Origin of the sequence: Rhodanobacter soli, assembly GCF_040548735.1 — a bacterium.
Lineage (GTDB): Bacteria > Pseudomonadota > Gammaproteobacteria > Xanthomonadales > Rhodanobacteraceae > Rhodanobacter > Rhodanobacter soli_A.
The window spans coordinates 27688-51076 of sequence record NZ_JBEPSD010000003.1; the positions used below are offsets into that span (position 1 = coordinate 27688).

At 61.8% G+C, this 23389-nt stretch carries 19 protein-coding genes; 5 read left to right on the forward strand and 14 right to left on the reverse strand.

Annotation, left to right across the window (positions count from 1 at the left end; translation table 11 throughout):
- The 4 genes from ABIE04_RS14250 to ABIE04_RS14265 all read left to right on the forward strand — a co-directional run bounded on the left by ABIE04_RS14250 (window position 1) and on the right by ABIE04_RS14265 (window position 4338).
- On the forward strand, window positions 1-606 hold the full coding sequence (locus ABIE04_RS14250; RefSeq protein ID WP_354551548.1) for a D-glycero-alpha-D-manno-heptose-1,7-bisphosphate 7-phosphatase: 606 nt from the start codon (window positions 1-3) through the stop codon (window positions 604-606).
- Between the two features lie 18 nt (window positions 607-624).
- Window positions 625-1377 (forward strand): class I SAM-dependent methyltransferase, encoded by a 753-nt coding sequence (locus ABIE04_RS14255; RefSeq protein ID WP_354551551.1) that lies wholly within the window; start codon window positions 625-627, stop codon window positions 1375-1377.
- Window positions 1378-2046: 669 nt separating this feature from the next.
- Window positions 2047-3618 (forward strand): hypothetical protein, encoded by a 1572-nt coding sequence (locus ABIE04_RS14260; protein WP_354551553.1) that lies wholly within the window; start codon window positions 2047-2049, stop codon window positions 3616-3618.
- Window positions 3619-3705: 87 nt separating this feature from the next.
- Window positions 3706-4338: a class I SAM-dependent methyltransferase gene (locus ABIE04_RS14265; protein ID WP_354551556.1), complete on the forward strand. Its 633-nt coding sequence runs from the start codon at window positions 3706-3708 to the stop codon at window positions 4336-4338.
- A 112-nt stretch (window positions 4339-4450) separates the two neighbouring features.
- On the opposite strand, the gene ABIE04_RS14270 is transcribed toward ABIE04_RS14265, so the two are convergent.
- The 3 genes from ABIE04_RS14270 to ABIE04_RS14280 all read right to left on the reverse strand — a co-directional run bounded on the left by ABIE04_RS14270 (window position 4451) and on the right by ABIE04_RS14280 (window position 6643).
- Window positions 4451-5170, reverse strand: a complete 720-nt coding sequence (locus tag ABIE04_RS14270) for a class I SAM-dependent methyltransferase (protein WP_354551558.1) — start codon at window positions 5168-5170, stop codon at window positions 4451-4453.
- Between the two features lie 29 nt (window positions 5171-5199).
- Complete coding sequence (locus ABIE04_RS14275) at window positions 5200-5550, reverse strand: GtrA family protein (protein ID WP_354551562.1); 351 nt, start codon at window positions 5548-5550, stop codon at window positions 5200-5202.
- Window positions 5551-5680: 130 nt separating this feature from the next.
- Window positions 5681-6643: a glycosyltransferase family 2 protein gene (locus ABIE04_RS14280; protein ID WP_354551566.1), complete on the reverse strand. Its 963-nt coding sequence runs from the start codon at window positions 6641-6643 to the stop codon at window positions 5681-5683.
- A 691-nt stretch (window positions 6644-7334) separates the two neighbouring features.
- On the opposite strand from ABIE04_RS14280, the gene ABIE04_RS14285 reads away from it, so the two are divergent.
- Window positions 7335-7484 (forward strand): hypothetical protein, encoded by a 150-nt coding sequence (locus ABIE04_RS14285; RefSeq protein WP_354551570.1) that lies wholly within the window; start codon window positions 7335-7337, stop codon window positions 7482-7484.
- Window positions 7485-7894: 410 nt separating this feature from the next.
- Here ABIE04_RS14285 and ABIE04_RS14290 read toward each other — a convergent pair whose 3' ends face one another.
- The 11 genes from ABIE04_RS14290 to ABIE04_RS14340 all read right to left on the reverse strand — a co-directional run bounded on the left by ABIE04_RS14290 (window position 7895) and on the right by ABIE04_RS14340 (window position 23287).
- Window positions 7895-9964 (reverse strand): hypothetical protein, encoded by a 2070-nt coding sequence (locus tag ABIE04_RS14290; RefSeq protein ID WP_354551572.1) that lies wholly within the window; start codon window positions 9962-9964, stop codon window positions 7895-7897.
- Entirely contained in the window at window positions 9906-10871 is a 966-nt protein-coding gene (locus ABIE04_RS14295) for a glycosyltransferase family 2 protein (protein WP_354551575.1), read from the reverse strand. The genes ABIE04_RS14290 and ABIE04_RS14295 overlap by 59 nt, the downstream gene beginning before the upstream one ends.
- Window positions 10872-11074: 203 nt before the next feature.
- Entirely contained in the window at window positions 11075-12028 is a 954-nt protein-coding gene (locus ABIE04_RS14300) for a lysylphosphatidylglycerol synthase domain-containing protein (protein WP_354551577.1), read from the reverse strand.
- Window positions 12029-12268: 240 nt separating this feature from the next.
- Window positions 12269-13195, reverse strand: coding sequence for an NAD-dependent epimerase/dehydratase family protein (locus ABIE04_RS14305; protein ID WP_354551580.1), 927 nt, complete (start codon window positions 13193-13195; stop codon window positions 12269-12271).
- The gene (locus ABIE04_RS14310; RefSeq protein ID WP_354551582.1) at window positions 13188-14309 is read right to left on the reverse strand and encodes a glycosyltransferase family 4 protein; all 1122 of its coding nucleotides are present in this window, start codon (window positions 14307-14309) and stop codon (window positions 13188-13190) included. The genes ABIE04_RS14305 and ABIE04_RS14310 overlap by 8 nt, the downstream gene beginning before the upstream one ends.
- 227 nt (window positions 14310-14536) lie before the next feature.
- Window positions 14537-15208, reverse strand: coding sequence for a class I SAM-dependent methyltransferase (locus ABIE04_RS14315; protein WP_354551585.1), 672 nt, complete (start codon window positions 15206-15208; stop codon window positions 14537-14539).
- 342 nt (window positions 15209-15550) lie between these two features.
- Window positions 15551-16495, reverse strand: coding sequence for an electron transfer flavoprotein subunit alpha/FixB family protein (locus ABIE04_RS14320; protein WP_354551587.1), 945 nt, complete (start codon window positions 16493-16495; stop codon window positions 15551-15553).
- 106 nt (window positions 16496-16601) lie between these two features.
- Window positions 16602-17363 (reverse strand): electron transfer flavoprotein subunit beta/FixA family protein, encoded by a 762-nt coding sequence (locus ABIE04_RS14325; protein ID WP_354551590.1) that lies wholly within the window; start codon window positions 17361-17363, stop codon window positions 16602-16604.
- A gap of 110 nt (window positions 17364-17473) precedes the next feature.
- Window positions 17474-19534 (reverse strand): glycoside hydrolase family 99-like domain-containing protein, encoded by a 2061-nt coding sequence (locus ABIE04_RS14330; protein WP_354551592.1) that lies wholly within the window; start codon window positions 19532-19534, stop codon window positions 17474-17476.
- Window positions 19535-19584: 50 nt separating this feature from the next.
- Window positions 19585-21564, reverse strand: coding sequence for a glycosyltransferase (locus tag ABIE04_RS14335; RefSeq protein ID WP_354551594.1), 1980 nt, complete (start codon window positions 21562-21564; stop codon window positions 19585-19587).
- A gap of 121 nt (window positions 21565-21685) precedes the next feature.
- A complete protein-coding gene (locus tag ABIE04_RS14340; protein ID WP_354551596.1) occupies window positions 21686-23287 on the reverse strand; it encodes an electron transfer flavoprotein-ubiquinone oxidoreductase in 1602 nt (533 codons plus the stop codon).
- Window positions 23288-23389 lie beyond the last annotated feature (102 nt).

A 23389-nucleotide genomic window follows, 5' to 3' on the forward strand; every position in this document is an offset into this window, starting at 1 on the left:
ATGAGCACCCAGCCGAAACCAGGTATCTATGTTCCGGGCGGATTGCAATCTGCGATGAGCGAGGCTAGACGCCGCGCCTTGTTTCTGGATCGCGATGGCGTCATCAATGTCAATCACGGATACGTGCACACGATCGAACAAACCGAATGGGTGCCGGGCATTTTTGAACTCTGCGCGACTGCACGCGACGCAGGGTACGCGCTGGTCGTGGTCACCAATCAGGCAGGCATAGCCCGTGGCTACTACAGCGAGTCAGAGTTTCTCGATTACACGCGCTGGATGCATGAAGAATTTGCAGTGCGTGGCGCGGTGATTCTCGCCACGATTTATTGTCCGCACCACCCCGAAGCTGGACTGGGGGCTTTACGTATAGAGTGTGGTTGTCGTAAACCGGCCTCCGGGATGTTCACGGTCGCCAGCGATCTTTTTAATCTGGCATTGGGGGATTCTATGATGGTGGGTGACAAGGAAAGTGATTTGCTCGCTGCATCGGGAGCGGGAGTCCTGAGAGGGTTCTTGGTCGATTCCAGCAAGCCTGAGCCGCTCGCCCGAGTCATCGAGCACCTAGGTCGGGCAGCAAATTCAACGATGGAACGCGGCACTTGAGCCATGGAGACTGTATCAGTGAGCAACGAATACGAGTCCATAACGCAGTGGTTTGCTCAGAAGATAGAACCGGTTCATCCCGTCGGGGAGGTACTAGAGCGTTATCATGCGCAACACCCGCGCGCAATTTTCCTTAAAACCCTTCCTGCAGATGCGACCATGCTCGATGTAGGCGCCGGTGATGGTGGGCTTGAAGTGTTCAGGCATTGGCCGGCTCCGAAGCGACTGGATATAAAGCTGTTCGCATACTCGCTCGAAAAAGGGGCGAGTTTCGACAAATATGATGGGTACGAGCTGGGGGACTGGGATCAACGCTTACCGGAATTGGGCGGAAAGAAGTTCGATGCGATCTATTCATCTCACTTCATTGAACATATAAAAGATCGAGGTGCATACGTAAACTGGTGTGCTTCACGCCTCGAGCCGGGTGGGCAAGTCTATATTGAATGGCCGGCGCACGATTCGCAGTTCTGCCCAACTATCCAGGAGCTTTCGAAAGTGGGCTTCGCGTCCATCACCGCGAATTTCCGTGATGATCGAACGCACAAGGATCTGCCAAGCAGGGCGGACATGCTTCACCATCTCGAAAGCGCAGGGCTGATCGTGGATGCGCAAGCCATCATTCGCATGCCTGTCTTCGAAAATGACTTGCTTGCGCACTATCGCGAAACCGGAGATGTGGTGTCACTACAGTTTGCCTACTGGCTGCGAACCGGGTGGTGCCAGTTTGTGACTGCTCATGCACCAGAGGCGGCTCTTCCGGAGAAGTAATCGACGAGCGGAATAATCTTGGAGGTCTTGGTACAGCCAGAGGTTGCGCCAGTTCAGCACTCGCTCGCAGGACACGAACATGCATTCGTCCTTGTCAGCATCGACGATATTTGAGCCCGTGGTGCACCCATATGACCGGCTTCCTTGACAATCCAGCCCGAAGGTGCGGCTTGGCCAAGACATAGAGCCGGTTCCCCGCTTATGGTTGACCACCAGATTAGCCTGACGCAGCTTCAGGTAAATCATCTGGGCACTGTAGCGGCGATGCCGGTGCCAAACGTGACGAGAAAATCTTGTTGCAGAGCTGGTGACGTCAAATTTGTCGTTAGATGACCGCATAGGTCTGGCTGGCTCCCGGCATTTGTCCGTATCGTGGTATGGCATAATGTCGGTGCCTCGTCTGAACCGCTCACGATGACTGCCAACAGGTGGTTCGGTGTAGGGGGTGACTACTCCGAATAAGTGTCCCGGCATATGGTTCCAGGCTGCTCCTGTTGGTTTGTGCGCGATTGCACTGTATCTGCAGCATGCGGGCTAGAGCATCATCCCGAATCGGTCAGGGCGGTGCGAGGTTTCCGGAATGGTTCGAGGGTTTCCTGAGAGCCCTTTGGTATTCGTCAATTTATCACTTAGTAGTTAACGCATTGGCAACAATAGGCGGCATGTCTAGTGATCTTGACGCAGAAAAGTCGTTTGACAGTGTTGCCATCAACCCAGAATGTCGCTCGTGCCCTGGCGTGGCTGGTGGTGGCCCTGCTTCTGCTTAACGCACTCTATTTTGTACTGCGCGCCTCCTCTCCGGTTATTCGCGACGACTCGTGGTACTTCTTGGATGTATTTCTGCGCAAGGCGATCAACGGCGACCTTGGCTTAGGCGACTTTTTTGTTCGGCGAATGGGGGCAGATCATTCCCAGCCGCTGTTCAAGCTGGTGCTGCTTTTCGAATGGCGCTACCTGGATCTGGATCTAGCGTTCGGAGCTGTGGTCGGCGTGTGCGCTGCTGCCGCCTGCGCGCTGATTTTCCACATGGTCATTGCGGCAGAGCGATGCAATGATCACAGTGATGTTTTTCGCTATCTCGCATGGGCTGCGATTTGCGCGGTGCTGTTTACATTGAATGCGGACGCGGCTATCTGGACATGGCCGCTGGTGGCGCTCGAAAACGTCACCAACCTGATTATCCTGCTGTTCGTACTCACCGTATGGCACGCTCATCGTACGCGGCGTTACACGGCACTGGTGCTTGTCACGTTGTTGCTGGGTATCACCAGTGACGACAGCGCATTGATCGCCGCCATCGCGGTTGTCGCAGCCATGTCGCTGATGCAACTCCGCGATCCGGCACAGCGGCACCCGTCGGCATGGAAGGTTTTGGCGGTGATTGCCGCATGCACGGTGCTGGTGAGGATCGGCTACGCCTACGTGCCGATTGTCGGCGGAATGGCTGAAACGCCGTTGTCATCCCGGTTGGGGCTGCTGGTCGGACATTTCCGCGACAAGGGATGGTGGATGTGGGTGATCATGCCGCTGACGCTACCGGTGTTCTATCGAAGCCCGACTCGATTCATCCATGTCGAGACCTGGCCGGCGATGCAGGTGGCGATCGGCGTGCTGCTGTTCGCGGCGCATCTGTGGTTCTGGCGGACGGCTTTTCGCGGCAAATACAATCGTGCAGTTTTCGTCGCGGTATGCCTGATGTTGGTTTCATACGGTTGGGTGGCCGGTATCATTCTGGGTCGTGTGACAACTGCCGGTAACGGTTATCTGACTCAGCCGCGTTACGTTTTGCTGTATGGCGGACATCTGATCGCGTTACTGCTCATGTGGGCGGGTTCGATCAGTGTGATGTCTCGACCCTCTGCCCAACGGCAGTTTATCGGCATGTGGTTGCCAGCAGCCGGATGTGCAGTGCTGCTTGTCGGACAAGTTCTCATATCGAGGAACGAATGGCGCGCGCGACCGTATCTGGTGGCCTACTACGCCAACATGGCGCACCAGATCGACGATCTCACCAAAGACCCCGGACACCCGCGAGCCTGTGCAGCGGAATTGCCCGTGTGTCACTGGCCACTCGTGAAGCGCCGGGAACTCACTCAGCTACTGAGTCAAAACCAGCTCAACGTGTTCTCGCCGAAGGTGCAGTGGCGGCATCGGTATCTGCCGGCGTTGATGCCTGTGGCTGCTGAGCCGGCATTATCGGGGTACAAGGCCGGTGATGATGGTAAAAAGAAAAGCGATTGAATGCGTGGCCCGCATCCAGATCGAACGCATGGGCACCAGTTGAAGGAGAGTGTCCGAGGCAACGACCCAGATGCAGGAGGAACTTCCGTGCAAGACGATCGTGGCATCAAGCACATTTTCACGTTTCCCTGGGCCTACAACGTTTTTCAGGGCCTTGTCGGCGCCACGAAGGCGCGAAGATGGGTCAGCGAGCGTTTCTGGCAAGCCCGGGTAGGTCAAAAAGTTGTGGATATCGGCTGCGGTCCGGGCAGCATCGTGCATCTACTTCCGGCCGGCGTGAAGTATGTAGGCTTCGACATCAGCGACGAGTACATTTCGAGTGCGCGTGTTAAATTCGCGGGCGATCCAGACAAGATGTTCCTGGTAGGAGTAGCCGAAGACTATGTTGACCATCTCCCCGCGCAGATGCAGGGGGCTGATTTGGTCCTCATCAACGGATTGCTGCATCATCTCGATGACAACGAGGCCTTGATTGCGCTGAAACTTGCGCGTGCGTCAATGGCGCCCAGTGGCAGGTTGGTCTGTCTGGAAGCCTGCTTTTTGATCAGCCAAGCTCCGCTGGCTCACTGGATGCTCAAGCAGGATCGCGGGAAGAACGTCCGTACCGAGCCGGAATGGAAAGCCCTGGTTGCAAAAGTGTTCGAGAAATCAGAAAGCTATATTTTGACAGGACTGCTGCGGATTCCCTACACGTTGATTGTCATCGAGGCGAAGCTCTAACTGGCCGCATATTGCACGATGGGCGGCTCGTCAATACACGAACACCGGGTAAATCCGTCGGCGTTCGTCGCCGTCGAGGTTGTCGCGTTTATCGAGCGCATGCACGCACTTATCAGGCGCAAATCCGGCTGGCGGTGCCGTGAACGACATATTGTGCGCCAAACGGTATCCAGCCCATGGCCGGTTCGAGTGGACGCAGGAAGGAGAGTGGGCGCGGGAAGAACACGATGTACCGGCAACAGATGCTATCGAATTCCGCATGCCGGGCTAGATCGAGCAATTCCGAACGCGGTAGCAGTATCGCGTCTTCATCGAAGGGACAATCCCGAACCGTTTTCAGGGTCAGTGGATTGAGCATGTTGTGCTCGAAGACGAAAACGTGACCGCCTGGTTTCAATACCCGCCTGATTTCGCTCATCCAGTGTGTACGCTCGGCAGGTGGTATGTGGTGAAAAACACAAGCCGCCATGACGGTGTCGAAGCTCTTGTCCTCGTACGGGAGGCGAGCGTTTTCGATGGTGCGGAATGTTGCCTGATGGGCATGGGATTCGGTGGCAAGTCGGATACTTTCGCCCGATAGATCGGCACCGTGCAGCGACGCTGCAGGAAACGCCCGGCGCAGGTGATCAATGGTATTGCCGACGCCACAGCCGAAATCGAGAATTGAAAACGATCCGGCGTCGACGCCATCCCCGAGCCATGCGGCCATGTACGTAGTTTTGTACGCCGCAAAAAAAGTGGGATCCTCGCCGCTGACTCGTATGCTGGCACGATGAAGATCAGTGTATCCCTCGGCATACTGGTCGAACTCGGGTTTGACTGACTTGTTCATCGTGATTCCGTCGAGATATCGAGTAATGCTTAATTCATACGAATGATGGTTCGCGACGCTAGGAATGTTGCCGGTATGGTGAGCACGGCGACGGCCAGTGGCGCAAACTGCTGGGGCATGTGTACCAGCTCGACCAGAATCCTGAGCAGGATCAAGCCCAGCAGGAACTGTAAAAGATATACCAGTGGGTAACGCAGTGCTGAGCGCCAACGCATGGGCTGGCGGAACACGTAGAGCGCGCCGAATACATACGACACGATGATGCCCAGTAAATACGCGATGGCGTATGCCACCTCGTAGCTGAACCAGTGCAGCAGTATCAGATAGCTGCCATAGCCAACGGCGACATTCAATATCCCTCCGACTAGGAAGCGCAGCATCTCGCCTGCCCATGCACGATTTGAGGAAAGGCGACGGAGATTGGACAAGGTTACCTTCAAAGAGTCGTGGAGCATTTCAGCGGATGGCGTTGGATGAAGGATTGGAGGTAATGGGGTTCAGAGTCTTCGACTATTGACTGCCTGTGTCACAGTCCACCACGTAGACCGGACGCCGGAACGTGGCACCCATCAGTCGGCCTACGTATTCGCCGACCACGCCGAGTATCAGCAACTGGATGCCGCAAGCAAACAGCACCACGGACATGAGCGACGCGTAGCCTGGATTGGTGATGCTGCCGCTCAATCGGCCGTAGACCACGTAAAGCAGATAGAGAAAGCTGATGGCGGCCAACGCTGCCCCACCAAACGTGGCGATCCGCAATGGAAGGTAGGAGAAAGTGACGAAAATGTTGGCTGCGTGTGAGAGCAGCTTACGCATAGTGTAAGTGCTTTCGCCGTGCTGCCGCTGCTGGTGTGGCACGCTGACGCTGCGCGTCGACGAGGTCAACCAGGACAGCATGCCGTCGATGTAAGGGCGGTCGAACCCGAAACGGTCAAGCTGCTTGGCCAGTGGTGCGTGGATGGCGCGGAACGAACAATAGTCCTCGTTGAGGTCGGGAAATGCGCGCTTGAGCATGCGTCGCATCAGTTCCGAGCTCAGGTTTCGATAGGCGGCATGGGTGCGTTTCTCGAAGGTGCCGTAAACTAGCGGGTGGTCCTCGTCACCGGCCGCAAGCAGGGTGGGGACAGATTCGGGTGGATGTTCGAGATCATCATCCATCGTGACGATCCACTCCCCGTGGGCATGAGCGATGCCACAAATGGTGGCGGCGTGCTGGCCAAAATTCCGGCCAAGGCGCAATCCGCGCACTCGCGGGTACCGTGCAGCGATCGCACAGATCACGCCCCAGGTATCAGGTTGCCCACGGTCGTCGACCAGGATTACCTCATGATTGAGCCCGGCCGATTGCAGGGCCTGATCGAGTCGGCGGCACAATTCCGGTAATGCTGCGCTGCCACCATATACGGGTACCACGATGGAGACGTCCGGCACGGGTACATCGCTGGTTGGGTTTGCGAGATTGTCGCTCATCGTGGAGCCGTTCATGTGCTGTTTGCCCAGGTAGGTGAGGAATCATTTGATGCCGCTGCACCGGTCGACGCCATAATACTTGTCTGTGATGTACTCGATGTAGTCGTCGCCAAGATTGATGTCCATTCGACCGCTTGAACTTTTGACTACGGTGGTATCAGTGAGCGTGGCAACGACAGTCGGAAGGGCTGTCTCTCGCCACTCGAGAGCATTGGATGATCATGCCGTCGGTGAAATCGAGTGCGGCACCAGCGGCGGGTGCTGCTTCCGTGGGCGCGCTGAGGTTTTTCCCGGGACTGCTCGTATCGCGTTTACAGGGCAGGAAACGGTATTGACGGTTATGACTATGCGCAGTGTGGTTCTTGCAGGTCATTGCACATAGCCACCAATGTGCTGGTTGATATCGACAACGTCATTTAAGTACGCGCCTGTACGATGAAGCCTATTGGAACGAAGAGCTGTGCTCGGCGCGTATGTGTGCCAAGGGTGAATCGCTGACCCGAGTCGGCGAGGCGTTGCTTTATTGCCAGCGACCAGTGAAACGCTTTCTCGATGTGGGTACCGGCCCCGGCTATCTGCTTGACGAACTGGCGAAGCAATATCCAGGGCGACCGGACTTGTTTTACGGCGTCGCACTGCTTCCCCGGCGGAGCGAACACCCCATCCGAACTACGTGGAGGGCGATGTAGGCATGCTGGAAGAAGCCTACGATGCGGGCGTGTGCATTGAAGTCATTGAGCACCTCACGCCGCGAATGTTGGGCAAGCTGGTGGATGGGCTGGCCAAGGTCAGCCTGCCCGACAGTTTGTGGCTGTTCAACACGGCATGCCGGACTATGTGATCAATGAGGATCACGTGTATCTCGATCCGTTGCACCGTGGCACATTGTCTCGTATTCCTGGCGCGATGCCGCACATGTTTTCGAGCCGCGCGGATTTCGCGTAACGGCATTGCTGGGCAAGAGCTTCGCGAGCACCGCATCTATCCCCGTCGCCGCACAACGATGCCCTGCTATGCGAGTCCGAGCTCATGTGCCAAGCTGCCTTCGAGTCTGCCCGGGCGTATTTCTACTATTCGGAATTCATGGCGCGGACGGAGTGGGCGTTGAATCTCCAGCGGGAGCTTGACTGCAAAAAGCAACAGGGTACCGGCATCTGACGTTGCTTGCTGGCGAGAGTCGCGGAATGAAGAATTGGGCGCTACCCGGCTGCTTGGACGTCTGGCCGTTTTTTGGCAACGATGGCTTCGGCCTCAAGGCTGTGGCCCCACGAATCCAAGCTCTTTTCCAAGGACAGCGAGTGCGCGCTGGTCGCGCGTCGTGGCCGCGTCGACAAGATTGTCGACTTCGATACGAATATTGACGGGTTGGCCTGGCGCGAGGCCGCAGCTCTCCGGAATCGGAAAGTTCAGTTTCGAGACGTCGCCGGGTTTGCTGTCCTGGGCCGGTGCAGCGCAGCCATTGAAGCTGACTGTGATTTTCGGGGCACTGTTGTGCATGTAGGAGGTTTGCGAGAGCGTATAGACAATCAGTTCGAAGTGATCGCCGGCCTCGGGTGTCAGGAGAATGAGGTTGTCGTCGCTGAGCCAGCGACCATTGCTGCCCTCGGATTCATTGAATCCACGCATATAGCTGTAGTTGTCGGCGGCATTGATGTGGCGACGAACGATATCGTGCTGAGGTACGAGCGGCGAAGGTGTCAACGAGGTGGCCTTCAGCAGGGCATAGCTACCCCATGGTGCGCCGGATAGCTGATAGCTCGATCGGACACGCTCAAGATAGTCCGAAGAATCACTCGGAGCCTGCACGAAATAGACCGGCCGTCCGGTTTCCATGCGCGACACGGGAATGTCATTGAAATCCTGGATGGGCCGTTCCGCGAGGAGGGAGATGACCGGGGCGGAATACCAGCCGACGCCGAAGATGTAGGCGTTCTTCGGCAGCGCTCGCACCTCTTCGGCCACGCGCAGTAGCGCGTGATTGTTGTCGGGGTTTGAGCGGGCGTGGATGAGTGCCCGGGATCCCTTCACCAGCCATGTCAGCGGCAGGGCGAGAACCATGCATGTGATGAAGGTCATCGAAATCCTGGTCACGCTGCTGCATGTGCGATTGCGCAAGTCGCCAAGCCAGGCTGCGATGAACATGATCATTCCGACGTCGGCGCAGATCATGCCGTCAATGATGCGTCGGTGCCATGCTTTGGCCGTGGGCGTAACGAGCAGCCACCACGCCGTGTAGACGATGGCGGTAATCAGGATGGTCAGCGTGCTCCATTTGCCTTCTCGCTCGGGTGAGCGCAAAAGCATTGCGACTCCGGCGAAGCAGAGCAGTACAAGCCAGAGGGCGGTGGCCCATACGGCAAGCTGGTAATTCTGGCTCAGATACTGCAGATGCAAGCCAAGCTTTGCGAGCAGACCCGTCGTTGTATCAGCGAGCCCAGTACGAACGCCAGCCTGCTTGAAGATCCCCGACGTCTCCTCTGCCCACCAGTTTGCCCAGGCGTCGGCGCCACCCAGCGCGACTGCTCGCCACGACTCCATTGCAATCATGGCGAGCATACCGCCGGCCACAAATGAGCCCATCCTCTTGATATGTGGCATGCGCCGGCCATCTGCAGGAAAGGCCAGCTCCAGGATGATGCAAAGGCAGAGGGCACCCGCCCCGATGAGCATGACTGTCTTGGTGATCACCGCCAGCGCGAGAAGTATTCCCGCCATGAACGCGGTGGCCAGGGGGTGCCTGCCTCGTTCGCTGTAGAAGGTGGCAGTAGCGGCAAAAACCAGGGCAATTGCCGGTATTTCGCCGTAGCCACCGAAACCGAATCTCAGTATTCCCGGAACGATGGCAGCGGTGCAGGCCGCGAAGAGTGCAAGTGTGCGGCTTCCTCTCTGCCTTACCAGAAGAAAGGTGGTTGCCAGCAGCAGGGCGAAGTAGGCGACGTTCACTACCTGCGCCTGCGGAATTGCCACCCCCCAGATCTTGAAGACCGCGGCGGCAGGCAGGATGTATGGCGCGCCCGTTTGTATCTCGTGGGGGAAAACATCGCGCTGCGCGTACAGGCGGCGATAGCCTTCGCCCTGGGCGATGGAACTGGCGACTTCCAGATTCATGGCGCCATCGAAAGAAGGCGCCGAGTGAACCGCTACCTGAACCGTGCCGAGGAAAAGCAGGGATAGCAACAACCCGAAAAAAACGGAAGGAACGAGAGAGAGTGCTTTCGATGAGCGCGCGGGGTCGGGGCGCATGTTCATGCCATCAACCATTTCAATCATCGTCGTGGTTCCGGCGGCGGCTTCCGAATTCCAGATGCTGGAGACGGACATCGATTCGTTCCAGCAGTTTGCGGTTGGTCGCTATCAGGTCGCCGATCAGCCCCATCATGTTGAAGAGCATGCCGAGCGTGATGCACAGGGATGCAAAAATGACCGACTGAATGTGGCCCTCTCCGCCATCCTCGAGATAAAAGTAGAGAAACCGGCCGCCAGCGATTGTCCCGGCGAGAAGAAAGACCAATCCCGAGTAGAAGAAAAGCGCCAGTGGGCGATATATCACGAAGACGCGCAGGATCGTGATGAGCGAGCGCTTGACGTAGCTGCCTATGCTTTTCACGAGGCGTGACGGCCGCAGGTCACCATTGGTACGGATTGGCACCGAGAGGATGCTCAGGTTGCTCTGGCCGGCCTGGATGATGGTCTCCAGTGTGTAGGTATAGGCGTTGAACACGTTCAGGCGCATGGCTGCTTCGCGCGACATGGCACGGAAGCCGCTCGGGGCATCCGCAACGTCAGTCTTGCTGGCCATGCGCACCGCCCAGCTGCCAAGGCGTTGAAGCTTCTTCTTGATCCAGGAGAAGTGCTCGGTCTGGTCGATCGGACGGGCGCCAATGACGATGTCGGCCTGCAGGGCCAGGATCGGTGCCGTCAGTTTGGGAATGTCCGCACCGCAGTACTGGTTGTCCGCATCGGTATTGACGATGACATCTGCGCCGAGCCTCAGGCAGGCGTCGAGGCCGGACATGAAACCCACCGCGAGGCCGCGGTTCACCGGGTGGCGCACCACGTGATGGACACCGTTCTGGCGGGCGACTTCTGCCGTGTTGTCGGTTGAGCCATCGTCGATGATCAGCCATTCGACGGAGTCGAAACCTGCGACCTCGCGTGGCAGCTCTGCCAGGGCGATGGCCAGGGTTTCGGATTCGTTGAGGCATGGAATCTGGATGATGAGTTTCATAGTCGTCCTTGGAGCAAGGTTCGCATACGTGTCGGAGCTCGGTCACATCTCGGATTGTTGGAGCCGTGCGGCACGATAACATTCGGGCCGTTTGACTCCGGAGGCCTCCAGACTGTGTGCCGCGTGATCGAAGGCATCGGCTCTTCGGGGTTGCTCGGGCGCCATTTCTACTTGTAAGCGCCAAACGAGCGAGCCTTTCCGGATCAGCCATCCCGCTGCCGAAACATGAACACGCTCCCCCAGATAAAGTTGATCAGATCACCCAAGGTGGTGGCTATGCGCAATGCGACAACAAGCAGGACCACTTCCACGGGGGGAAGCACTCCGCTGAGCCAGGCGCTCAACATGGCTTCTCGGATACCCAGGCCGGCCGGCGCGCCGGGGGCGACAAAGCCCAGGATCCAGCTGCTGGCGAATGCGCCAATGAAGAATACCGGGCCAGGCATCAATACGCCTGCGGGCGTCAATGAGCCCGCAACTAGCCAGAGGCCGTAGCCGATCATGACGAAGCTGCTCGCATACAGTGCGTAGCAGCTACCGACCGTTGCCGGATCGAGGTGCAGTCTTGCCGGCGCGGCTATGACTCCTTCACGGACGGGGTTTCGCAAACGGGTCAGCCAAATGGCAATGCGGGGCGCCAGCAGCAATGCGCTCAGTGCACCTACGGTTACCACAATCAGTAGCGGCACCCGGTATTGGGTTATTTGCAACTGCAGCAATTCAGCTGGAGGCGCCCACAGTAAGGTGAGTGCGCCAATGTGCGCGCTGGCGACCAGCGCCAGCAGGAGTTCGTAGGCTACGGAAAGTAGTGCTGGCGACATCTGCACGCCCATGCCACGCGCCAATGCGATGCGTCCGATGTGCTGGGCTACATTGCCCGGGAGGTATTTGCCGAACTGAGTGGTGGCCAGGATAGGCAGCAGGCGTGCGAGTCCGGCAGGCTGGCGCATGGCTCGCAACAGCCTGGCCCAGGCGACAGCCGTTGTCAGAATGGACAGGGTGTAGAGCAGAGTAAGGCTAGCCGTGGCAACAAGTACCCTATTGTCGAGCAGCGCGGATAAATCCTTGCCAGCCAAGGCGCGATGCGCATAGATCACGAAATAGCCGCCGGCCACGAGTGCCAGCACCAGGCCGAGGCCTTTCAGTATTCGCTTCATGCCTGGCATGTGCTCCTTGCAGATTCCTTGTATCGCGCCGATGAGGATGAACTTGCGCTAATGAAAATCGCTGCTGGTGTGGCAGGATTGCGACCGGCAGCGTGCGGCCGCTTGCCCCATTTCCGGTGTGAGCTTGGCAAGGGTGGCGGCTGCTCACCCGAGCGACGGCACGGATGACACGGAAGGTTGTTCCCGTGCGGGGCGTTCACGAGGAAGTATTCGCTTCCGGTGTGTTCCATGTCAGGACATGGCACAGCTGATCCAGTCCCATGTCTGTATTAGGCCTTCTTTCAGGGACGTCTGATGGCGCCAGCTGTAGACTTTTGCCGCGTGTGTAGCGTCCATGGCGATGCACGATGCGTCTACAGCCCTGCTGGCATCGTAGCTGCGATGCAATGGCCTGCCCGTAGCCGCTTCCATGACATCGAAGAGCTCGTTGAGGCTGATGCTGGTGCCGCTGCAGGCATTGAATATCCTCGTGCCTTTGGGCATGGGGGTACCGAGAATCATGGTGCAGAGTCGGATCAGGTCGTCGATGTAGACATAGTCGCGGCGGACAGATCCATCACCCCATACATGGAGTGTCTCGTTGCGCAGAATTTTGCCAAAGGCGGCCGGAATAACGCCGAAGCCGGGGCGTTCGGGCTGGCCCGGGCCATAGATGTTCGAGGGGCGCAGGATGGTGGCCCTGCCGTCGAACTGGTCGCACCAGGCTGAGATGAGGTGTTCCGAAGCGAGCTTGGCTGCGCCGTGATACGAGCGGGGGTGGACACGCGCGCTTTCGTCGGATGGCAAGCCGGAGGCGTCTGCGTATAACGAACCTCCGGAGGACATGTACAAAAGCTCCACGTCAGGGTGATCCTGGAGCGCCTGAAGCAAGGATGCGGTGATGTAAAGATTGGTGTTCACCTCCTGCAACGGTCGCGCTGCCGACGTGCCCGGCGTTGATGTGGAAGCGAGGTGCACGACAGTATGGCTACGCGTGAGCAAAGGGGCGAAGGCTTCCGGTTCCCGGAATTCGCCGACTACCGATTCAACCAGGGGATGCTCGAATCCCGGCGTGCTGCGGTTGACGGTGATGACCGGCGTGCCCTTCAAGGCCAAGGTTCGTGTCAGGCTGCGCCCGACAAAACCGCCTCCGCCTAGAATGAGTATCGCCTCAGTCATCTTTCCTTCCCTCAAGTAGCCGCGTGTAGATACGCCGATAACGATTTGCGCAGTCGTCCCACGTACCGAGCTCCTCGGTCACACGATGGCGCGCAGCTTCCCCGAAACGACGATTGGTGGCTTCGTCCTCCAGCATACCCAGTGCTTTGCCATAGGTTTCCTCGGAGTCGCACAGCAGGCCTGTCTCGCCGTCGACAACGACGGTGGCGTGCGCCGGCATGCGGGAGGCAATGATCGGTAGGCCGGCAGCCATAGCTTCCAGCATCACCTGTGGCCGTCCCTCGGCGTGGCGGCTCAACGTTACCAGTCCGCAGGCGTGAGGAAACCACTCTTCGGCCAATTGCGCCGGCGCGGCGGGGCCATGGTAGTGCACCCAATCGGGTACATCGATGTCCTGCTCCATGGGTCCGAACAAGTGCAATTCACGCGAACCGTCCCTGAAGAGCGGGTATGACCAGTCGAACAGCGGCCCGAGCTTGTCCGTGGTAAGACGCGCAACCACGATCCAGCGCTTCGGATGATTGGCCACTTGTGTGCGGCCTATGGCGTACCAGACCGGATCGATGCCGAATGAAACAGGACAGATCTCGGCGACGTCGCCGAATGCATGTTGCAGGGGATCGCGCATCCACTCGGCGTTCGGACAGATGGCCACCTTGCGCCCTTGCGTCATCCTGCGAAGCAGGAAACGCATGAATGGCAACCTTAGCAGCCTCAGGTCATTGCCCAGCACGGTTATGAGGGCAGGTTTGCCGTCGCGTGGCAGGGGCAGAGCAGACTGCAGCCAGTTGACGTGGTAGATGTCCGTGTCCGGATGCCTCCGATAGGCTGCTGCGAGCAGGAGCAGCAGCTTGATCGGTGCAAGCAGTGCCCGGATGCCGCCGCTCCGCATCATGTGCGAGATGCCGCCGAGGTCGACGAGCTTCCCGAGCCACTGCGCTTCTGCTGGAGTGGAGGCCTTGATGACTCCCTCGGGAAGTTCGCCGGGTGGTGCCCACACGGCCAGTTCGATGGAAGGTGCGCGCGCCAGCGCGTAAACCATGTTTCTGATGAACACGCCACGCCAACCGGCAGCATCGCGTGGGTACATGGTGCTGACCAGGAATACGCGCATTACTTCGGCCCGCTGCCGGTTCGAGCATCAGCGGAGCGAGGAAATCGATTGAGCATGAGCGACATCTGATTTGTGTCCAACGCGGAATCCATATGGCTCGAGTTACGTGTGGTGTGAGGTATGAAACGGCCTTCGTGTCTGACAGGCAGACAGGGCGGCATTGTGCCGGCCACTGCATGGTTTTTCGAAGGGCAATTTGGCTGCGGCTGCAAGCCGCCGCAGTTGGACTATGCGCGGTCCGGGGTTACGGCCGGTTCACATGGCTTGCGCACCTCCAGATGGTGCCCGGTGGAAATGTTGTCCCAGTTAGGCCAGGCCAATGACAGGAGCCAGGTGGTCACGTTGGTGGTAAAAATCGCGACCAAGGCCACCGGTAGCAGAAGCATCTTCAGAGCTCCGCGCCTCGTATCGACCCCACCGGCGATTGCCAGGCACATAACCAGGCCGGCTGCACGTACCGCATGGCCGGATCGATGCAGATCCGTGACTTCCAGTTTGGCGCGCGCCATGTCCCTGCGCAGACCGAATTCGGTATAGCGCTGGAAGTCGAAGGGTTCGTTGTGCAGGGGGTAGAGGAATGGCATGGAAATCCAGGCACGACCGCCAGGCTTCAGTACGCGTGCTATCTCCTTGACCGCCAGGGCAGGATCCGGAACGTGCTCAATCACCTCGAGACAGACGACGCCATCGACGCAAGCATCGGCGACAGGGAGATGGCAGGCATCGGCGAAAATATCCGGTCTTGCGCTGTAAAACTCATTGCCGGTTGCCGGGTAATCCAGCGCGACATAACTCGCTGTTTCGGGCAGATGGGCGGCGATCCATCGGTCGGCCGCACCGACGTCGAGAATAACCCCTGTTGCGTTTTTGAGACCTTCGGGGATTTGGCGTCGACCCAATAGCCACTGCGGATGTATGGGTGTGCGTCGGAGCAGTCGGGCACAATCGCGTATCACGCCCATTGCCGTATTGCCTCTGGGCAGATTTGCTTGACATCTGCTCCGCGCAGATCCGACGCAATTTGCGTCAACCCCGATTTCCGCAATATGAGGCCTTCTGGTTTCACTGAATTTCCTATCCCTATGCGAACTGGTCATCCATGGTAAACGAACCGCCCGGATCGAGGGATTTCCTCGCCGGTTCGGATAAGACCTGCAATGCAGATGGCGTAATGCAGGAGGCCCAGGCTGCTGGCCGTGAGTTTCGGTCCCCAACGCCTGGGAAGGGGCTCATGACACCGCTCAGCTCAGTGCCGTCTCAAGCTCCGGAATGATCTTGAACAGATCTCCCACCAGGCCAAGGTCCGCAATCTCGAAGATCGGCGCCTCGCCGTCCTTGTTGATCGCCACGATGGTACCGGCGTCCTTGATGCCGGTGAGGTGCTGGATGGCGCCGGAGATGCCGATGGCCATGTACAGCTCGGGGGCGATGATCTTGCCGGTCTGGCCGACCTGCAGGTCGCTGGGCACGTAGCCGGCGTCCACGGCGGCGCGCGAGGCGCCGACGGCGGCGCCGATCTTGTCCGCGAACTTGAAGATGATATCGAAGTTCTCCTTCGAGCCGACGCCACGGCCGCCGGAGACGACCTTGCTGGCGCTCTGCAGGTCGGGGCGATCGCTGCTGCCCTGCTTCAGCTCGACGAAGCGGGTATGCGCGGGCAGGGCTGCGTCGACGGCCAGCGCTTCCACCGGCGCGCTGTTGGCGCCGGTGGCGGCGGCCGGCCAGGAGGCCGAGCGGATCGTGGCGACGACGGTGTGGGCGGCATCGGCTTCGACCGTGATGATCGCGTTGCCGGCGTAGATCGGGCGCTTGAAGGTGTGCGTGGCCTCGACGCTCATCACGTCGCTGACCTGGGCTACGCCGAGCAGGGCGGCGACGCGCGGGGCGACGTCCTTGCCGAACGTGGTGGACGGCACGAACACGTGGCTGTAGCCGGCGGCGGCCTTGGCGATCTGCGGGGCGAGCACGGCGGCCAGCGGATGTGCATTCTCGGGACGGGTGACGGTGAGTACGCGACTTACGCCGTCGATCTTTGCCGCCTCGGCGGCGATCGCGTCGACATTGTCAGCCAGTACCAGTACGTCGATCGCTTCGCCCTTCACCGCAGCGGCAGCGCTTACGGCGCGCGCGGTGGAGGAGTTGAGTTTGCCACCGAGGTGTTCGGCGATGACCAGGATCTTGCTCATGTGTGTCTCCGAAGCTTTGCGTAGGAGCCCACCCTGTGGGCGATGCTCTTGGGTGGCGTGTCGAAAAGCGTTGCCCACCGGGTGGGCTCCTGCAGGAATGTGGTGGTTACAGCAGGCCCTTCTGCCTCAATGCGGCGACCAGCTCGGCCGCGTCCTTCACCATCACGCCCTTGCTGCGCTTGGCCGGCGCGGCGTAATGCGTGGTCTTCAGGTGGTCGTGCGCCTCGACGCCGAGCGAGCCGAACTCGATCGTGTCGATCGGCTTGGACTTCGCCTTCATGATGTCGGGCAGCTTGATGAAGCGCGGCTCGTTGAGGCGCAGGTCGGTGGTGATCACGGCCGGCAGTTCCGCTTCGATCACTTCCAGGCCGGCGTCGACCTCGCGGGTCACCGTGGCCTTGCCGGCGCCGCCGTTATCCAGCGTGATGTCGACCTTGCTGGCGAAGGTGGCTTGCGGGCGGTCCCACAGCGCGGCGAGCATCTGGCCGGTCTGGTTGGCGTCGTCGTCGATCGCCTGCTTGCCCAGGATGACCAGCCCCGGCTGTTCCTTCTCGATCAGCTTGAGGAACACGCGGGCGGCGGTCAGCGGCTGCACGGCGTCGCTGGTGACCACATGGATGGCGCGGTTCGCGCCCATCGCCAGGCCGTTGCGCAGGTGCGCGGTGAGGTCGGCCGGACCGATGCCGACCACGATCACTTCCTCGGCGACGCCTTTCTCGCGCAGGCGCAATGCCTCTTCCAGCGCGATGTCGTCGAAAGGATTGGCGGACAGCTTGACGCCGTCGGTGACCACGCCGGTGCCGTCGGGCTTGACCTGGATGCGCACGTTGTAGTCCACGACGCGCTTGTAGCCGACCAGAATCTTCATCTGCGAATTCCTACCTCGTTGGCCGCCCCGTACGGGGGTGCGAAACCGCCATTCTACCCGGCATCGAACAATCGTACGAAATGAGCGGTTCGGCGACGCCGCGAGGGGGATCAGCCGCTGCGCCGCGCGTATGGATACGTCCCGGGGGCGGCTTCGGCGAGGCCGAGCAGGCCGGCCGCGCTGACCGTGCCGAAGCCGCCGCCGCTGGCGGCCAGGCTGAACACGCGTTCGACGGCGTGGGCCAGGGTACCGTCGAGCTGGCCCGCTTCGGCCTCGAACTCCGTCACTTCCAGATGGGCGTCCAGCAGCAGGCGTAGGGCCGCCGGGCGCAGCCAGAACATGCTGCCGGCGATGAAGCTGTCGTGTTCCACCTGCGGCGCGGCGATGCCGAGGCGGCGGGTGAGGTAGTCGACGTTGGCCTGATTGGCACCCCAGTAATAGTCCAGTGGCTGCAAATGGCCTTCGGCGTGCACGAGGCCCAGCGTGGCGTCGTCGCGGAAGGCTGCCGCGATACGGCAGGCGCGTTCGGGCGCGAGCAGCTTGTCGAGCAATTCGCGGCGCCAGGTCTCGCCGTCCTGGCGATGGGTGGAGCGCTTGCCGTGCAGTTTCAGCACGGTCGTCACGCCTTCGTCGAGCAGGCGGTTGGCCACGTGCAGGAACGGCAGGATGTCGCGGCCGCGGTTCTCGAATACGTCGATCTCGGCGTCGAGGCCGAGCTGCGCCATCCGTTCGCGCACGGCCTGTTCGCGCTCGCGGGAGGTGGTGATCACGATGCGCCAGTCGATGCCGCTGGTGCGCAGCGCCACCACCAGTTCGTCCAGCAGCTCGGGATACCAGACATGGATCACCGCGCAGGGGCGCGCATCGGCTATCGGCGCCGGCTGCAGTGCGGTGCGGGTGGCTTCCAGCCAGGCGTGGCCGAGCCGGCTGTCCGGCTCCAGCACGGCGCCTTCGGCCCATTCGTTCCACGCGTTGACGAAGACCAGCGGCTGCGCCGGAAAGCGTTGTCGCGCGACGCTGATGGCATGCCGCAACCAGTCGCGATAGCCGCGCGGCGAGGCGTGCGCGAACACGCGGCCAGCACCACTGCGCCGGGGTTCGTTGTCCCAGCCCGGATTGACGCCGGGATAGCGCGGATAGGCGGACTCGGGCTGCGCCATCGACTGCCGCGCCAGCTCGCGCCAGTCGTGCACGTCGCCGCGGTAGTCCGGGTTGAGCAGGTGCTGCCGCGCGGTGATCGGCGCGGGCGTGGTGTTGTTCGGCGGGAATTCCACCGCGGCGTCAAAGCCGATCGTGCGCGGATCGACCCGGTCGAAACTCTGCACGTAGGCAAGCTGGATCTCGCCGATGCCGTTGGCGCGGCACCACTCGCGCCAGCGCACGGCGGTCGCCTTCGGGTCCGGCAGCAGGCCGGGGCGGTAGACCAGCAGCAGCGGCTTGCCGCCGACGCGCAGGTAGCGCGGGTCGGCGAGATAGCGCGCGACGTGTTCGATGAAGGCGAGGTCGTCGGCGGGGCTGTGCTGCTGGCCGATCAGGATGTCGTCCGCGCGGCCGTCCCAGCGCCGCGACCAGTTCTCGTTGGCCCAGCACAGGCACAGCGGCAGGTCCAGCGAGGGATCGGCCAGCCATTGCTGCAGCGGCGTTTCCAGCAGGGTCTTGCCGGCGAACCAATAGAAGTAGCTGCAGAAGGCGCCGACGCCGTAGTCGCGGGCCAGTTGCATCTGCTTGCGCATCGCATCCGCCAGGCGCAGGTCGTAGAAGCCCAGCTCGCCGGGCAGGCGCGGCTGCAGGTGTCCTTCGAACTGCGGCAGCGCGCGCGTCACGTTGTGCCACTCGGTGAAACCCTCGCCCCACCACGCGTCGTTCTCCGGAATCGGGTGGAACTGCGGCAGGTAGAACGCCACCACGGTGGCGGGCAGCGGCGTCGGCAGCGTGCCGCTGCGCCGGGGCACGAAACCGATGGCGCGTCCGGCGGCCTGGCTGCGTGGCCGGTGCTCGGCTTGCGATGCCGCGGCCGACTGGCCGCGCGGCCCCTGCGGCAGCAGGTCCGCGTGCCGGTCCAGGAAACGCTGGCGCAGCCGGTCCCGCGTGGTGCCCGGCATCGGGGTCAGCCGGAAGCCGGTGCGCAGCACGGTGAACAGACAGCGTTTGGCGAAGTCGCGAGCGGACATGGCGGCCTATCGGTGGCGATGCCGAAGCATCGGCGCTGGCGTGCGCGTGGTCAATCCAGCACGCGATGCAGGGCGGCCGCAGCGGCGGCGGCGGAGAAATGCTGCTGCACGTTGTCGAGGCCGCGCACGGAGAGCTGCTGCCAGAGCGTTTCGTCGCACTGCAGCCGCCGCACCGCCTCGACGAAGGCGGCTGCGTCGTCGGCCACCAGCACGTTCACGCCATCGGCGAGCTGCATGCCCTCCACCGCGATGGTGGTGGCGATCACCGGCACGCCGTGGCTCATCGACATGTTGATCTTGCCCTTCACGCCGGCACCGAAACGCAGCGGCGCCAAGGTGGCGAGGCAGTGGTCCAGCCACGGCGCCAGCTCGGCCACGCGGCCGTGGAATTCGAGGCCCGGCGTGGCCAGTTCGTGTCGCGCCGTGTCCGGCATGTCGCCGAGCACGTGCACGCGGATGTCGGGCAGCGCCTCGCGCAGCTTCGGCAGGATCTCCTCGGCGATCCAGCGGACCGCGTTGCTGTTCGGCGGGTGGCCGTAGCCGCCGATGAAGACCAGGCCGCCGCGCCCCGCATACGGCTGCCGGCAACCGTGCACCTCGTGGATGTTGGACAGCAGTTCCACCCGCGCCTGCGGTAACAGCCGCGCCAGCAGCGATTGTTCGTGCGGACTGACCACGAGGCTGACGTCGGCCTGTTCGATCAGGGCCAGCTCGCTGCGGCGTGCGGCTTCGGCCTGGCGGGCCATGATGGCGCTGCCGCCGAGTTCGGCCGCGCGCCGTTCGCGCAGGAAGTGCAGGTCCACCGTGTCGAAGATCAGCTTCGCCTGTGGCGCATGGCGGCGCACCAGCCCCGCGTACTGGCCGGCGACGGTGTGCCGGCACAGGATCACCGCGTGCAGTTCGTTGCCGTGCTCGCGCAGCCAGCGCGGCAGGTCCGCCACCCATGGCTTGCTCAGCACTTCGCAGCCCAGTGCGCCGAGCGCGTCGATCTCCGCCGGGCTGGCGCGGCCGTCGTCGGGCAGGAAGGCGGTGCTCCAGCCCTGCTCGTCGAGCAGGCGCAGGATCGCGCACAGGCGCAGCGAGCCGGAGTCGCGCGAAGGTTCCGGCGTCATGGCATCCACCACCAGCACGCGGCCGCGCCGGCGCCAGTGGATCGCGCGTTCGAGCGGCGTGCCGGCGGGCGGCTGGGCGGCGAGTGCAGCCGTCCATTTGCCGATGAACTTCGCCCGGTTGGGCCGCTGGTGGCGCTTCATGCCGCGATCGAGGTCGGTGCCGGCGCTGATGCCCTCGCAGTGGATCACCGTGCTGGTCGGCTCGTAGTACACGCGCAGGCCGAACCGGCGCACCGCGAAGGCCAGGTCGGCGTCCTCGTAGTAGGCCGGCGCGTAGCGTGCGTCGAAGCCGCCGGCGCGGACGAACACGTCGCGGCGGATCAGTAGCGAGGCGCCGGAGACGTAGTCGACCTCGCGGCGGCAGCGAAACAGCGGCAGGTCGCGCGGTTCGAAGCGGCCGGTGGTCCAGCAGCTGCCGTCGGCAAACACCAGTCCGCCCGCTTCCTGCAGGCGCCCGTCCGGGTAGACCAGCCGGCTGCCGGCGATGCCGCAATCGGCGCGCTCGGCGAAGCAGCGCAGCAGCGCGTCCAGCCAGCCGGACGTGACCTGGGTGTCGTTGTTGAGGAACAGCAGGAATTCGCCGCGTGCCGCCTCGGCGCCGGCGTTGCAGCTGCCGATGAAGCCGAGATTGGCCGTGTTGCGCAGCAGATGCAGGCCGCCGACCTGCGCCAGCGTGGCGGCGCTGGCGTCCGGCGACGCGTCGTCCACCACGATCACCTCGAACGGCGCCTGCGCACCGTGCCGCGCCAGCGAGCGCAGACAGGCGAGGGTGTAGGCGAGCTCGCCGTGAACCGGAATGATCACCGACACCTGCGGCTGATCGCTGACCGGCAGCGCGAACGGCGCGAACGGTTCGTCCAGCGGCAGCAGCGCCAGTGCCTCATCGAGTTCAGGACGTGACTGGAACTCCTGCCGCATGCGCGCCAGCGTGCCGCGCCAGCCGCGCAGCGCGATGCTGCCGCGCGTGCGCTGCCACAGGTAGCCCAGGCGCTTGAGTCGCCAGTGCAGGTTGCCGATCAGCGGACTGCCCTCGGCCGCATCAGAGGTTCTGATAATTCGGCCCGGAGCCGCCTTCCGGCGTGACCCAGGTGATGATCTCGTACGGGTCCTTGATGTCGCAGGTCTTGCAGTGCACGCAGTTGGCCGCGTTGATCTGTAGGCGGCGACCTCCTGCATCCTCCACCATCTCGTAGACGCTGGCCGGGCAGAAGCGGGTGCACGGGTTGCCGTATTCGGTGGTGCACTGGTCGATGCAGATGTTCGTGTCGGCCACGTGCAGGTGGATCGGCTGGTCCTCGTCGTGCTCGGTGGCGGCGAAGTAGACGCCGGCCAGGCGGTCGCGCGGCGGCAGCGTGCGCTGTACATAGTCGCGCTTCGGCTCTTCCTGCGCGCCCAGCTTGTGCAGGCTGGACCAGTCGGCCTTGTTCTTCAGCGTCCACGGCGACAGTCCGGCGGTGACGGTTTCCCAGGCGGCATTCAGCATGCCGAACCACAGGCCCTTCTTGAACGCGGGTTTGATGTTGCGCACCTTCTTCAGCTCGGCCATCACGTCCGAGCCGCGCAGTTTCGCGTCGAAGCCGGTCGGGTTCAGCGCGTTCGCAATCAGGTGTTCGGCGGCGAGCATGCCGCTCTTGATCGCCTGGTGGGTGCCTTTCACCTTCGGCACGTTGAGCAGACCGGCGGTGTCGCCGATCAGCAGCGCGCCGGGCATCTCGCATTGGGGCAACGACTGGTAGCCGCCGGTGACGATCGCGCGCGCGCCGGCCGAGAGGATCGTGCCGCCTTCCAGCAGCGGCTTCATCATCGGGTGGTTCTTCCACTGCTGGAACGCTTCCCACGGCTGGTAGTTCGGGTCGCTGTAGTCGAGCCCGCTGACGTAGCCGAGCGCCACGCGGTCCTTGTCCAGGTGGTAGAGGAAGCTGCCGCCATAAGTATGTGTGTCGGCCGGCCAGCCGAAGCTGTGCACGATCTTGCCCGGAGTGACGCGGCCGGCCGGCAGCTGCCACAGTTCCTTGATGCCGATCGAGTAGCCCTGTGGGTCGCTGTGCTGGTCCAGCTGGAAGCGCTTGACCAGCTGCTTGGTGAGGCTGCCGCGCGCGCCTTCGGCCAGCACGGTGACCTTGGCCCTGATGTCGATGCCTTCGGCATAGCCAGGCTTGTGCGTGCCGTCCTTCGCCACGCCCATGTCGCCGATGCGCACGCCGGCGACCGAACCGTCTTCGTTGTAGATGTTGTCGGCGGCGGCGAAACCGGGGAACACGTCGACGCCAAGCGCCTCGGCCTGCGGCGCCAGCCACGCGCACATCGCGCCCAGCGAGACGATGAAGTTGCCGTGGTTCTTCATGCCCGGCGGCACCATCATCTTGTGCCCGCCAGTCTTGCTGAGCAGCCAGAACTCGTCCTCGCCGGCAGGCACGCAGATAGGCGGAGGGTTGTCGCGCCAGCCCGGCAGCAGGGCGTCCAGCGGCTGCGGCTCGATCACCGCGCCGGACAGGATCTGCGCGCCGATGGTCGAGGCCTTCTCGATCACGCACACGCTCACTTCCGGCTTCAGCTGCTTCAGGCGGATCGCGAACGACAGGCCGGCGGGACCGGCGCCGACGACGACAACGTCGTATTCCATGGTTTCGCGTTCGCTCATGGCGGACTCCCTGATGCTGGGTGGAGGCGCAGGCGGCTGCCGTGCGTAAGGGTATGGGTCAGACCGCCATTGTCCGTTTTCGGGCGTCGTGCAGCAACGCGT

Excerpts from the sequence above, each read along its gene's own strand:
- ABIE04_RS14250 (WP_354551548.1), top strand. The coding sequence starts at position 1 with ATGAGCACCCAGCCGAAACCAGGTATCTATGTTCCGGGCGGATTGCAA.
- ABIE04_RS14270 (WP_354551558.1), bottom strand. The coding sequence starts at position 5,170 with ATGAACAAGTCAGTCAAACCCGAGTTCGACCAGTATGCCGAGGGATAC.
- ABIE04_RS14275 (WP_354551562.1), bottom strand. The coding sequence starts at position 5,550 with ATGCTGCGCTTCCTAGTCGGAGGGATATTGAATGTCGCCGTTGGCTAT.
- ABIE04_RS14280 (WP_354551566.1), bottom strand. The coding sequence starts at position 6,643 with ATGAGCGACAATCTCGCAAACCCAACCAGCGATGTACCCGTGCCGGAC.
- ABIE04_RS14285 (WP_354551570.1), top strand. The coding sequence starts at position 7,335 with ATGCTGGAAGAAGCCTACGATGCGGGCGTGTGCATTGAAGTCATTGAG.
- ABIE04_RS14290 (WP_354551572.1), bottom strand. The coding sequence starts at position 9,964 with ATGTCCGTCTCCAGCATCTGGAATTCGGAAGCCGCCGCCGGAACCACG.
- ABIE04_RS14295 (WP_354551575.1), bottom strand. The coding sequence starts at position 10,871 with ATGAAACTCATCATCCAGATTCCATGCCTCAACGAATCCGAAACCCTG.
- ABIE04_RS14300 (WP_354551577.1), bottom strand. The coding sequence starts at position 12,028 with ATGAAGCGAATACTGAAAGGCCTCGGCCTGGTGCTGGCACTCGTGGCC.
- ABIE04_RS14305 (WP_354551580.1), bottom strand. The coding sequence starts at position 13,195 with ATGACTGAGGCGATACTCATTCTAGGCGGAGGCGGTTTTGTCGGGCGC.
- ABIE04_RS14310 (WP_354551582.1), bottom strand. The coding sequence starts at position 14,309 with ATGCGCGTATTCCTGGTCAGCACCATGTACCCACGCGATGCTGCCGGT.
- ABIE04_RS14320 (WP_354551587.1), bottom strand. The coding sequence starts at position 16,495 with ATGAGCAAGATCCTGGTCATCGCCGAACACCTCGGTGGCAAACTCAAC.
- ABIE04_RS14325 (WP_354551590.1), bottom strand. The coding sequence starts at position 17,363 with ATGAAGATTCTGGTCGGCTACAAGCGCGTCGTGGACTACAACGTGCGC.
- ABIE04_RS14330 (WP_354551592.1), bottom strand. The coding sequence starts at position 19,534 with ATGTCCGCTCGCGACTTCGCCAAACGCTGTCTGTTCACCGTGCTGCGC.
- ABIE04_RS14335 (WP_354551594.1), bottom strand. The coding sequence starts at position 21,564 with ATGCGGCAGGAGTTCCAGTCACGTCCTGAACTCGATGAGGCACTGGCG.
- ABIE04_RS14340 (WP_354551596.1), bottom strand. The coding sequence starts at position 23,287 with ATGAGCGAACGCGAAACCATGGAATACGACGTTGTCGTCGTCGGCGCC.